Raw genomic sequence first — 12,158 nt, 5'->3', positions numbered from 1 at the left:
ACCAACTTTTGTTTCTGTCATGAGTAAGACGGTAAAACCGTCTTGGAGTTTTCCTGTACTAGAAGCCACTCGGCTTCTAGTACTTTTGCTACTATTAGAAAGTCATTTTTATTTACTATTAATTTTTCATTATTTTTCTAAGAACGCTAATAACGCTTTAGAAAATGCTTCTGCGTATTGGAAAATAGAACCATGCCCCGCATTTGGATAGATGATTAATTCACTTCCAGCAATTTTTTCGTGCATCTTATATGAATTTTGAGTTGGCACTTGTAAGTCATTATCCCCATTTACAATTAAAGTTGGCTGAGTTATAAAAGAAAGACTATCCTTTTCATCTTGTCCCCAACGTTTAATCGCTTTTAATTGAGTTAAAAATCCTGGAACATTCATTTCTTTGTCCGCATTTTCTTTCGTTCTCTCACCCATACGATTCAATACTTTCATCGCTTCTTGGTATCCTTTTTCATCATGATTATAGAAAATATAACGTTTTGGATCTACTCGATGTAACATTGCTTTGAACATAAAATGGAATGTTTTACTAGTGACTTTATCCATTTCAAGACCACCTCGTGGACCAGTTCCTGCTAATACTAATCGATTGACTAAAGAAAAATTTAAACGGACGATTTCTTGAGCAACCATTCCACCCATAGATAATCCTAATAAATTAATTCGTCCATAACCTAATGCTGTAATGATCTCAATAGCTTGCTCTGCCATACCGGGAATTGTATCTGCAACTTTTCCCTGACTAGCTCCAACTCCAGGTAAATCCATTACGATAATATGATGGTTTTCTGCGATTAAATCTAATAATTTTGGATCCCAATTATCTAAGACTGCCGCTAAATGCGTAAGCATGACTAATAGAATGTCTGAATTTCCTTTTCCTAATTCTCGATAAGCAATTTGATTTCCTTTTACACTAATGAATTGATTTTTAGTTTGAATATAAGACATATTATTTTTCTCCTTCGAATGTTAAAACTGTTTTTCCTTTTGAACGACCATTAGCTACTTTATCCAGTGCCTTATTCACTTCTTCAAAAGAATATACGGTATCAATGGATGGTTTAATTTTTAATTGTTCAAAAATATTTGCTACTTCTTGTAATTGGCGTCCGTTACTTTGAACAAAGATAAAGTGATAATGAATATTGTATTTTTTAGCTAATTTATCAAATTTACGTCCTGCTAACCAAAATAGTATTTGTTTCCATTTAGGTAAATTCATTCTTTTAGCAAAATCACCATTCGGCATTGCTCTTAATGAAACTAATTCTCCTCCTGGTTTCATGATTGACATTTGTTTTTCAGTTTCTGCACCACCTAGAGTATCTAAAACATAATCCACATTTTGTAATATTTGAGTATAGTCTTCTGTTTTATAATCAATAAATCGATCCACTCCGAGTGCCATTACACGTTCTTTATTAGCTACATCACCATTTGTAATAACGGTTAATCCCTTTGCTTTTGCAATTGGAATTGCCATTCCACCAACTCCACCAGTACCACCTGAAATAAAAATTGTTTTTCCTGCTTCTGCTTTCATTAATTCTAATGCCTGCATAATCGTCAAAGCTGTAAGTGGAATCGCTGCTGCTTCTACATCGCTTAAATATTCTGGAACTTTTGCTAAGGCTTCACTATCTACTGCAATATATTCAGCAAAGGCACCAATTGAATCAAGTGTCAATCTAGCAAATACACGCTCCCCTAATTTAAAATTCTTTACTTGATTTCCTACTTCTTCGACTACTCCTACAAATTCATTTCCCGCTGTTTGTGGGCTTGCATAAGGAACAATTAATTTCACTTCTCCTCTTGAAATCATATTATCTAACGGATTTACGCCTGCTGCTTTTACTCTTACTAAAACTTGTTCACTAGTAATTTTTGGTTTTTCAATTTCTGTTATCGTTACTGTAATATTATCTTTATGGTATTTTGTATGTTGTGCTGCCTTCATTTTGCTTCCTCTTCTTTCTTGTATCTTTATCAAATACATGTTTTCTAAAATATTACTGACTTATTTCTAAGTCAGTATTTTGAATCTTTTGCTGTTTGATATAAATTATCGATAACATCTTTCAATGTTTTATTTTTTAATTCTCTTTCTAATTCTTCTTCTACATCAGAAAAAATAGGTGAAATAGCTCCTTCAATATATCTTCCAACTGGACAATTTAAATTTCTATTTTGATGGACTGGGAATAAACTAATACGTTCTACTTCCTGTGTCGCAAAATAAATTTCTAATAAACTAAGATCTTTTGGAGATTTCGTTAATTCATATCCCGATTTTCCTTGATGTGAAGAAATAATCTCTGCTTTTTTTAATAAAGCAATGACTTTACGAATATAACTTGCATTAGTTCCAACACTTTCTGCTAAAGATTGAGAACTTAAAATAGTACTACTCTCACTTATCATTGAAAGAATATGTAATGCAACTGAAAATTTAGTATCCATAATTCTACCTCTCTTAAAGTTGTATCTGATACAAGAACAAGTTTATTTTATTTTTAATTTAAAAGCAAGTAGTTTTTCAAATAAAAGTATTTAATACACTTAGAAGTCAATCACAAACTAAAGAAAATAAAATAAACTTTCCAATGTAGCGTGAGTATAAGAAGCCATGCTGGCTTCTTATACAGGAAACTTTGAGACCTAGGCTCAAAGTTTAGCCATGAGATTCGCTTTGCGAAGCTGCTGGCGTCCTTCGCTACATTAGAAAGTCCTATATTATTTACTATTTATCCAAAACTTCGTATTCTACTTCTTCACCAAAGAATTCATCATATAATGCTTGAATCGCACGTTTTTCATACTCTTCTCTAATACCAAACATCATAGAAACTTCGGATACCCCTTGATTATATAATTCAATATTGATCTGTTCACGGGCTAATGTGCTAGCAACACGAGCAGTTGTACCGACCATACTAACCATTCCTTCCCCTACTAACATGATTAAGCATAATCCACGTTCATAGTAAGCTTCATCCGCATTTAGTTCTACTTTCAAACGTTGTACAATACGATCTAAAACTTCATCAGTTGCATCTTCTCCACGAATAATAATCGTTGCATCATCAATCCCTGTTGGAATATGTTCTACACTGACCCCTTCATCTTCGAATAATTGTAATGTTTTTCTTAAAAATCCAATTTCATGGTTCATTAAATATTTTTGAATATAAACACTAACGAAACCTGATGAACTTGCAATTCCAGAAATAATCGAAGGAGAATTTACTTTCCCTTTCATAATGTAAGTTCCTTTTGCAGAAGGATTATTCGTATTACATACATGAACTGGAATTCCTTTTTTAATGGCTGGTAATAACGCTTCAGTATGGAACACTGAAAATCCCGCATAAGATAACTCACGCATTTCTGTATAAGATAATACATCAATTCCAAGAGGTTTATGAACTAGTTTTGGACTGGCTACAAAGATTGCATCCACATCTGTAAAGTTTTCATACTCTTCAGCTGAAACTGCATTCGCTAAAATCGATCCTGTAATATCAGAACCACCACGAGAGAATGTCACAACTTTTCCATCTTTTGTTACTCCAAAAAATCCTGGGAATACAATAATGTCTTTTTCTAATTGTAAATATTCTAATTCCTTATACGCTTCTTCTAATACTTGAGCATTTCCTGGAGTATCACTGACGAATAAATTCGCTTCTTTAGGACTAATATATTTTGCTGGTAAACCTTCTTTTGTAAAATAGTCTGCAATTAATTTTGCATTATTATCTTCTCCACTTGCTTTATAAGCATCCATCAAATAAGCAGGTTCTAAATTACTCTCTTTTAATGTTGCAAAATGTTGACGAATGTTATCCATTACATCTGAATTTAATTGTAATTCATCATAAATTTCTTGATAACGTTCTAAAATCACTTCTAAAACTGCTTCATTATATTGTCCTTCAATTTGAGAAGTTGCTAATTGAATTAATAAATCCGTAACTTTTTCATCGTCTGAATGACGTTTTCCTGGTGCAGATACAACGACAATTCTTCTATCACTATCTGCTTGTACAATTTGAAATACTTTTTTGATTTGTTGACTATTGGCTAATGAACTTCCACCAAATTTAATTACTTTCACTTTGACACCTCATTTAGATGATTAACTCTATTTTCTTTCATAATGGTAACAGAATAGCAAATTCTTTTTTGAACTGCAATCATTTTTACTCGATTTTCATCAAAAAGTGTATTTATTTTATATACAAGTGTTTACATTTTAAGTTACACTCCCTTTCGTACTAAGTTGTATATTTCTTGCATTAAAATCTATAATCCGTTATGCTAATAAGACAAAAACATCCAAAAGGAGAGAATACTATGTCAAAAATGTTACACACATGTGTTCGTGTTAAAAACTTAGAAGAGAGTTTAGCTTTCTACCAAGAAGCATTTGGATTTAAAGAAACTCGTCGTAAAGATTTTCCAGAACACAAATTTACAATCGTTTATTTAGCATTTGAAGGTGACGATTATGAATTAGAATTAACGTATAACTACGGACATCCAGGATATGAAATCGGAGACGGTTACGGTCATATTGCAATTAGTAGCAATGATTTAGAAGGATTACATGCTGAACACGTAGCTAAAGGCTATGATGTAACAGAATTAAAAGGTTTACCTGGAAATCCAGCAAACTACTATTTTGTAAAAGATCCTGATGGATACAAAATCGAAATTATTCGTGAAAAATAATCCCATTTAAGGAGAACTTTTATGAAACCTGAAGAACTATATGTACATGCAAAAAATGCATTGGAACATTCATACTGTCCATACTCTAATTTCCCAGTAGGCTGTGCCATTTTATATAAAGATGGAACAGTAATTACTGGAGTTAATGTGGAAAATGTTTCTTTTGGAGCAACAAACTGTGCAGAACGTACAGCTTTATTCACTGGGGTAACAAAAGGCTATCAAAAAGAAGATGTGGAAATGCTTGTAGTAGCTGGTAAAACGGACTACTTCCTACCTCCATGCTGTTTATGCCGTCAAGTATTAGTAGAACTATGCCCTGCTGATACTCCAATTTACCTTTCTAATAATAAAGGCGAATTAAAAGAAACAATTTTACGTGATTTAGTTCCACTAGCATTTACTGAAATGTAATCACCTAGCACCTTTTACGGTGCTTTTTATATTGAAAATTTTGGATATTTAGTGTTTTTACGTGACAGCTACTCTCTTGTCTGCTATAATATTATCTATGCGATGAGGCGACAAGCAGACAAAGAAGTCTGCTAAGTCAAGTGGAACAGATGTGCTTGCACACTACCGGATGTAGCTGTTTGTTCATGTGTGATGTGAACACCATGACACATATATTATGTATATGCCACTATAAAAGGATTAGAGATTTCTAGTCCTTTTTCTTTTGTCCACTTGCATTCTATGATACAATACAACAGAGAAAATCAATATGATTGATAAAGGAGAATTTACGTGAAACATTGCCCTTTCTGCCACGAATTAATTGAAGAGAAAGAAACTTTATGTCCTTTCTGTGGCACTATTCAAGAAGAACAGTTAGATGAAAATTCAACAACGATTCAAACATCTTTATTTGATGAAGAAAATAAATCTACTCAACCAAATTCTGTAGAAAACAGAAGTGATCAAGAATACCGTATTAAAAATAACCAAGCGATTTATTCAAGCTTTTGGAGAAGAATTACTCGTTTCTTTAGCTTTTTCTTTGGAAAATTAATCCATCCAACAAATAATTATTCGAGAAAACGTCAAAATAGTCGATTATTTGGTTACATTATGATTATCGTTTCGACATTATTATCAGCTTATATTACTACACATGGTATTCGAGCAGTTTTATCCCAATATCAATTACTAGCGGATATTTCTATCTTACCAAGTTTAACGGTTACTCCAAATTATATTTTAGTTTTCTTAAAACTATTATTATTTTACGCAGTATTTTATTTTGGATTCCCAGTCATTGCTTTTGGAGTGAAACATATTTTCTTAAAACGACAACATGTATTTCATTACTGGTTAACACAATATGAATCGATGAATGCTTTAGCGATTATTTTATTAATCATTACAGCATTTATGACATTTGTATCTCCAATTGCTTTATTAGTCGTCATTTTATTCTTCTTTACATTGCATTTGTTTACATTTATCGTAACATTTGTCATTTCCATTGCTCAAGAACAAAATGATACTAGTTTAGATACGCCATACATTGCTTTAATTGGTTTATGTATTCAATTAATTATTGTTTTAAGTTTATTATTTATTTTATTTTAGACAGTAAAAAGTCCATAGATTCGCTCTATGGACTTTTTTGTTACTCTCTATTTTGAACTAAAAATAGCATTAAATATTTCTTTGAAGAATGTCACAATTTTATCCAACCATCCTTCACGATTGGCTTGATCCACTAATTGACCAATTTTTCCTTTTACAGTATTAGATAATGAATTTAATTGTTCTAATACTTGTTTGGAATCAATCGCACTAGTTTGTTGGTAACTTAAGGCAAACTGAATAATATTATTCACTTGAGTTGGACTAATAACTTTATCTAATCCATATTTTTTTAATGCCTCATTCACAATTCTTTCAACGTCTTCTTTTGTCGCTACTTGACCTTGCTTTTCTTTAATTTCTGCTAGAGTTTTCTTAATATCAATCATAGCTTGATCTAATTTTGCAGCATCAAAGCCTTTTTCTTTTGCCTGTTCTTGAGCAATTTGATTCGTTAACTCTAGCTCCTTTTGAGCAACTGCTGTACGTTTTCCATCTAATACAACTCCATTTGCTTCAAAAGCTTTGTATACACCTGTTAAAGCAGATTCACCTGTTACTTTAGATACAGCAGCTACTTCAATTTCTGCATCAGCTACCCCTGCTGTAATCGCAGCATTGGCATATTGTTCAGAAGTAACAAGAGTAATATTTTTTGGAGTAGCAATATGAACTTTTACCCCTTCCCCCTTATTTCTCTTTTGAACCATTACAGATGAAATCATTACAGAAGTATTCGCTTCACCAGCTCCTAAATATTTCACTAAGTCTTCCCCTGTAGCTTTTGTTGTCATTACAGTATTTTCATCTTTAATTCCTAATAATTTAGATGTTTCTTTAATTTGTTGTTCATTTAAGCCTCCACCATAAACAACAGTTGGTTTCCCCCATTTCTCATTAATGGCTGTTGTATCAATCGCATAAACTTGCTGAGAAACAAGTCCTAATAGCATTGTAGCAACAATGATAGGGCGAAATATTTTTTTCATGTCATTAACCTCCTTTGACATTACTATCTTACTTTATTTTCTTGAAGATTTGTGGAGATTTTTATTAAGAATTGTATAAAAATACCTCTGCAAATTGACTTCACAGAGGCATATGCTAATGTTTTATTCTCATATGTTTTTCTTGCAATTGTTCTTTCATTGTAATGAGATAAACTGCTATTAATATGAGTACGATTCCCACAATATCAATTCCTTGGAATACTTCTCCTAATAAAATAATTGAAAAGAATACTGAAGAAATCGGCTCAGCTGAAGCTAACAAACTTCCTTGAACAGGTCCAATGAGTGAAACACCTTCTAAATACAATGTATATGCAAAAATCGTTCCAATTCCAATAATTCCGATAAAGGCAATGAAAGTATAAGGTTTCCATTGAATCGTATATTGCCAACTAGCGCTACCAATATAAAATAAAATTCCTCCGGACAATAATCCTAATCCAGTTACAATTAAACTTCCCCATCGATAAATCAATTTACCAGGTAATAAGGTATAAAGCGCATAGGTAAATGCAGAAATAATTCCCCAAAATAAACCAGCAGGAGTAAGGGATAAGTTAAATGGATTTCCATGAGTCGCAATAACAAACGTACCTACTAAAGCAAAAAATATCGCAGCAAATTCCATCACTGTTGGTGCTGTCTTCTCTTTTAAACTTACATAAATGACAATTAAAATCGGACAAGTATATTGCAGTACAGTTGCTGTTCCTGCATTTGAATCATGAATTGCAATTAAATAGGTCAATTGGCATAACATCAATCCAAAAATTCCAAAATATAATATTTGAAACATTTCTTTCGGTGTTGAAATTAATGTTTTAAATTGTTCTGGTTGCTTAAAAAAAGCTAATATTGTCAGGAATACTCCTGCAATAATCATTCTTAATGCCGTTAAATAAATAGGAGAAACTGCGGAATCATTCATCAAATATTGTCCACACGCTCCTGAAAGCCCCCATCCAATGGCTCCAATTAAAGTATAAATTCTACCTTTTACCATTTTATTCAATACTTTTCATCCTCCTATTTTTCTGAAATGAAAAACGCTCCTAATGAAGTAGTAGAGAATAATAAAATCATTGGATAAATTTCTAAACGTCCAGCAATCATTCCAAGAGATAGCAAAATCGTATTAAAATCAGAATACATAGAGAAATTACTTGTTGGTCCCACTTCTCCTAAACCAGGACCAATATTATTAAAGGTCGCTGCAATACTTGAAAATGCTGTTAAAAAGTCAGGTGCTTCAACCGAAACAGAAATGAGTAATACTAAAAATACTGCTACGTAAACTAATAAGTAATTTGCAATTCCACTAGACATTTTATCATCGATTACTTTACCGTTAAATTTTGACATAATCACTCGACGTGGTTGTCCCATTTTTTTAATTTCAGCGATGGCATTTTTGAAATAAATTACGACACGAGAAACTTTAATTCCCCCAGCAGTCGATCCTGCACAACCTCCTACGAACATTAATAATAATAACACTACTTGTGGAAACACTCCCCACTGACCGAAATCAGCTGTTGAATATCCTGTTGTTGTAATAATAGATGAAACCGTGAAAAATACACTTCTAAAAGGAACATCTAATTGTGATTGAACGATACTTAATGAAGCAAAAATAGCTACTGAAGCAAACGCGATAATTCCAATATAGGAACGTCCTTCCTCATCGGTCAACACATCTCGAATCGAACCTAATAATAGGAAATAATATAAGTTGAAGTTCACTCCAAAGAGCATCATTCCAACACCGATAATCCATTCAACCATTTCAGGATTTGGATAAATGGCAAATCCTGCATTGTTAATAGAGAATCCACCTGTTCCAGCTGTCCCAAATGATAATAATAAGGCATCAAATAATGGAACTTTAACAAGCATTAAAATAATGACCAATATCGCTGTCATCACTAAATAAATCGCATATAAAATACGGGCAGTTTTTGCTAGTTTAGAGACTAATTTCCCAAAAACCGGACCAGGAACTTCTGCACGCATTAACTGAACAGAATCAGAACCCGTACTTGGTAAAATAGCTAATGCAAATACTAAGACTCCCATCCCTCCAACTAAGTGGGTAAAGCTACGCCAAAATAATGAGGAATATCCTAAAATAGACAAATCACTTAAAATACTTGAACCAGTTGTTGTAAAACCACTAGCTGTTTCAAAAAATGCATCTGCTAAATTTGGAATCTCTCCTGCAAATACAAATGGTAGCCCACCAAAAAATGATAATAATATCCAACTGAGAGCTACCGTTACAATTCCGTCTCGTGGCATAATTTTCATATTTTTAGGCTTTGCTAGTGTACAAACAGTTCCAATAACAACTAATAAAGCAATCGTTCCAGCATAACTTAGCAGTTGATGGAAACTTTCTCGATAAATCAAACTAACGATTAATGGTAGAAGTAGTAATAAAGCTTCGACTTGTAAAATTTTTCCTACCAAATAACATACTGTTCTTCTTTGCAAAATCATCAACTCCTATTCCAAAATATCGATAATATCATCGAAGTTTTTCTGAGTTGTTACGACGATTACTCTATCATGCGGTTCTAATTGGTCATTTCCATCCGGATAAATTAATTTTTCCCCACGAACGATAAAGGCAATTAATAAATTCGATTTTGTTTTTAATTTAGAGAGCGGAATCCCACAAACACGACTATTTCTTTCAATACGGAATTGCAATGCTTCTACTTGATTATCAGCTACACGATACAAAGCTTCAACATTTGACCCCTTAGTATTCGCACGAGCACGCACAAATTGAACAATTTCATTGGCAACAATTTGTTTTGGTGTAATAATCGATTGTGGATCGACATTTTTTAATACTTTTAAAATACCAGTACGACTCATTTTAGTAATAACTTTTCGAACACCACGATGTTTTGCATATACTGATAAAATTAAGTTTTCTTCATCAATTCCTGTTAATGAAACGAAGGCATCATAGTTTGTTAACATCTCTTCTTCTAATACATCATGATCCGTTCCATCTGCATGAATAATTGTAGCATTTGGGAATTGTTCACTTAAAAATTTCGCACGTTCTTCATTGACTTCAATGACTTTTGGATGGATTTTAGTCGTTTTAAGCATATCTAATAAGTAATATACAATTTTTCCTCCACCAACCATTAAACTTGAACGGACTTGTTTCGTAATATAATTCGTAATTTTTAAAAAGGTAGAAATATCTTCGTATGCTCCAGTAATATGGATACGGTCGCCTCTTTGAATAAAGGAATCCCCACTTGGAATAAATACTTCGGAATCACGTTGAATTGCACAAACTAGGATAGTCCCGAATCGATTTCTAAAATCTTTCAAGCTTAATCCAATTAGTGGTGAATGGTCTTGAATTTCCAACTCAATTAAACTAACTCGATTACTTGCAAAACTTTCTACACTTAAGGCAGAAGGATATTTAAAAATTTTAAAAATATCACGTGCTGCTGATAATTCCGGATTAATTAATAAGGAAATTCCTAAACTTTCTCGAACAAAATTCAACTGTTGAGAATACTCTGGATTTCGAACACGAGCTACTGTATATTCTGCTCCAATTTGTTTTGCTAAAATGGCTGCAATAATATTAATTTCATCCATTTCAGATACAGCTAGAAAAATATCTGCATTCGCAACTCCTGCTTCTTGTTGGATATCATAACTTGCACCATTCCCAACAATCCCCATAATATCAAATTTATTCATCATTCTTTCTACAATGACTGGGTTTTTATCAATTAAAACAATATCATTTGCTTCTGAAGTTAGTTCACGGCATAATACTTCGCCGACCTTTCCTCCACCAACAATTACTATTTTCACACATTTTCCTCCAGGTCTTTAAAATCTTCCGAGTGTCATTTTACTCTTATAATAGAAGAACGTCAATGTATTGCAATGAACTCTCTTCTTATATTACAATGTAAGCATGAAAATATAAGGAATGAATGTAAATGGAAGAATTAGACTTACAACTATTATGCCAAGAAATTTCAAAAAAATACTTTCATAAAGAGTTTCGCCATCAAATAACTTATAATTCCCGACTAAAATCAAGTGGTGGTCGTTATATTTTGAAAACAGGCAATATTGAGATTAATCCTAAAGTTGAAACTATTCTCGGCAAAGATGTTTTAATCGGCGTTATTAAACATGAATTATGTCATTATCACTTACATCAAGAAGGAAAAGGATATCGACATCAAGATAGAGATTTTAAAATGCTGTTACAACAAGTTGGAGGTCACCGTTTTGTAGAACGTATGGAACCTTTTCGTTATATTTATTCATGCAAGTCTTGTGGAGCAACTTTTCATCGTATGAGAAAAATTGATACTAATAAATTTCGTTGTGGTCGTTGTCGTGGCAATTTAGTGTTAGATTCTACTTCTGAATCATAAAAATCCAGCAATTTTTAACACTTGCATTCTAAGTGAAACTTTGATACCATTACATACATTGAGCGGTCGTGGCGGAATGGCAGACGCGCTGTCTTGAGGGGGCAGTGGGTGTATACCTGTGCGGGTTCAAGTCCCGCCGGCCGCATAAATATAGAAAGGGATAAAATCACGTTCTACGGAACCATGATTTTATCCCTTTTGTTTTGTATTTTGATGATTCTATTAGATGACTGATATAAGGATTTTCATAGTAGCAGCAATGAGAAACCCCAGGTGGCTGCTTGCGTCATTATGATACTATAGACAAATCAATTCACATCTTAAACGTACACACATATATGTCTGACCCCAAGGATATTCATAGTATCAAAAGTGATAAAAT

At 32.8% G+C, this 12,158-nt stretch carries 12 protein-coding genes and 1 tRNA gene; 5 read left to right on the top strand and 8 right to left on the bottom strand.

Going from position 1 to position 12,158, the window contains the following annotated elements; translation table 11 throughout:
* Positions 1 to 129 precede the first annotated feature (129 nt).
* The 4 genes from RWR88_RS07460 to RWR88_RS07445 all read right to left on the bottom strand — a co-directional run bounded on the left by RWR88_RS07460 (position 130) and on the right by RWR88_RS07445 (position 4,138).
* Positions 130 to 966 (bottom strand): alpha/beta hydrolase, encoded by an 837-nt coding sequence (locus tag RWR88_RS07460; protein ID WP_314451519.1) that lies wholly within the window; start codon positions 964 to 966, stop codon positions 130 to 132.
* Between the two features lies 1 nt (position 967).
* Positions 968 to 1,978 (bottom strand): NADP-dependent oxidoreductase, encoded by a 1,011-nt coding sequence (locus tag RWR88_RS07455; protein WP_314451518.1) that lies wholly within the window; start codon positions 1,976 to 1,978, stop codon positions 968 to 970.
* Between the two features lie 71 nt (positions 1,979 to 2,049).
* Positions 2,050 to 2,481 carry an Rrf2 family transcriptional regulator gene (locus tag RWR88_RS07450; protein WP_314451515.1) on the bottom strand — a complete coding sequence of 144 codons (432 nt, stop codon included), beginning with the start codon at positions 2,479 to 2,481 and terminating at the stop codon, positions 2,050 to 2,052.
* Between the two features lie 280 nt (positions 2,482 to 2,761).
* Positions 2,762 to 4,138, bottom strand: coding sequence for an aspartate kinase (locus RWR88_RS07445; protein WP_314451514.1), 1,377 nt, complete (start codon positions 4,136 to 4,138; stop codon positions 2,762 to 2,764).
* A gap of 239 nt (positions 4,139 to 4,377) precedes the next feature.
* Here RWR88_RS07445 and RWR88_RS07440 point away from each other — a divergent pair, with 239 nt between their 5' ends.
* From RWR88_RS07440 to RWR88_RS07430, 3 genes are all read left to right on the top strand, one after another.
* Entirely contained in the window at positions 4,378 to 4,755 is a 378-nt protein-coding gene (locus RWR88_RS07440) for a VOC family protein (RefSeq protein WP_314451512.1), read from the top strand.
* A 21-nt stretch (positions 4,756 to 4,776) separates the two neighbouring features.
* Positions 4,777 to 5,169 carry a cytidine deaminase gene (gene cdd / locus RWR88_RS07435; protein ID WP_006702972.1) on the top strand — a complete coding sequence of 131 codons (393 nt, stop codon included), beginning with the start codon at positions 4,777 to 4,779 and terminating at the stop codon, positions 5,167 to 5,169.
* Between the two features lie 333 nt (positions 5,170 to 5,502).
* The gene (locus tag RWR88_RS07430; RefSeq protein ID WP_314451510.1) at positions 5,503 to 6,330 is read left to right on the top strand and encodes a zinc ribbon domain-containing protein; all 828 of its coding nucleotides are present in this window, start codon (positions 5,503 to 5,505) and stop codon (positions 6,328 to 6,330) included.
* A 47-nt stretch (positions 6,331 to 6,377) separates the two neighbouring features.
* On the opposite strand, the gene RWR88_RS07425 is transcribed toward RWR88_RS07430, so the two are convergent.
* The 4 genes from RWR88_RS07425 to trkA form a co-directional block, all read right to left on the bottom strand.
* Positions 6,378 to 7,319, bottom strand: a complete 942-nt coding sequence (locus tag RWR88_RS07425; protein ID WP_314451509.1) for a DUF1002 domain-containing protein — start codon at positions 7,317 to 7,319, stop codon at positions 6,378 to 6,380.
* A gap of 115 nt (positions 7,320 to 7,434) precedes the next feature.
* Entirely contained in the window at positions 7,435 to 8,352 is a 918-nt protein-coding gene (locus tag RWR88_RS07420) for a DMT family transporter (RefSeq protein WP_314451508.1), read from the bottom strand.
* A gap of 14 nt (positions 8,353 to 8,366) precedes the next feature.
* Positions 8,367 to 9,833 (bottom strand): TrkH family potassium uptake protein, encoded by a 1,467-nt coding sequence (locus RWR88_RS07415; protein WP_314349056.1) that lies wholly within the window; start codon positions 9,831 to 9,833, stop codon positions 8,367 to 8,369.
* Between the two features lie 12 nt (positions 9,834 to 9,845).
* Positions 9,846 to 11,198: a Trk system potassium transporter TrkA gene (trkA, locus tag RWR88_RS07410; RefSeq protein ID WP_314349055.1), complete on the bottom strand. Its 1,353-nt coding sequence runs from the start codon at positions 11,196 to 11,198 to the stop codon at positions 9,846 to 9,848.
* Positions 11,199 to 11,329: 131 nt separating this feature from the next.
* On the opposite strand from trkA, the gene RWR88_RS07405 reads away from it, so the two are divergent.
* Entirely contained in the window at positions 11,330 to 11,776 is a 447-nt protein-coding gene (locus tag RWR88_RS07405) for a SprT family protein (protein ID WP_314451507.1), read from the top strand.
* Positions 11,777 to 11,838: 62 nt separating this feature from the next.
* Positions 11,839 to 11,921, top strand: a tRNA-Leu gene (locus RWR88_RS07400).
* Positions 11,922 to 12,158 lie beyond the last annotated feature (237 nt).

Origin of the sequence: uncultured Granulicatella sp. (genome assembly GCF_963528195.1) — a bacterium.
Taxonomy (GTDB): Bacteria; Bacillota; Bacilli; order Lactobacillales; family Aerococcaceae; genus Granulicatella.
The sequence above is the reverse complement of the archived record's forward strand: the minus strand, read 5'-3'. Positions and strand labels throughout refer to the sequence as shown.

Coding starts and splice junctions, on each gene's coding strand:
- RWR88_RS07460 (WP_314451519.1), bottom strand. CDS start 966: ATGTCTTATATTCAAACTAAAAATCAATTCATTAGTGTAAAAGGAAAT.
- RWR88_RS07455 (WP_314451518.1), bottom strand. CDS start 1,978: ATGAAGGCAGCACAACATACAAAATACCATAAAGATAATATTACAGTA.
- RWR88_RS07450 (WP_314451515.1), bottom strand. CDS start 2,481: ATGGATACTAAATTTTCAGTTGCATTACATATTCTTTCAATGATAAGT.
- RWR88_RS07440 (WP_314451512.1), top strand. CDS start 4,378: ATGTCAAAAATGTTACACACATGTGTTCGTGTTAAAAACTTAGAAGAG.
- cdd (WP_006702972.1), top strand. CDS start 4,777: ATGAAACCTGAAGAACTATATGTACATGCAAAAAATGCATTGGAACAT.
- RWR88_RS07425 (WP_314451509.1), bottom strand. CDS start 7,319: ATGAAAAAAATATTTCGCCCTATCATTGTTGCTACAATGCTATTAGGA.
- RWR88_RS07405 (WP_314451507.1), top strand. CDS start 11,330: ATGGAAGAATTAGACTTACAACTATTATGCCAAGAAATTTCAAAAAAA.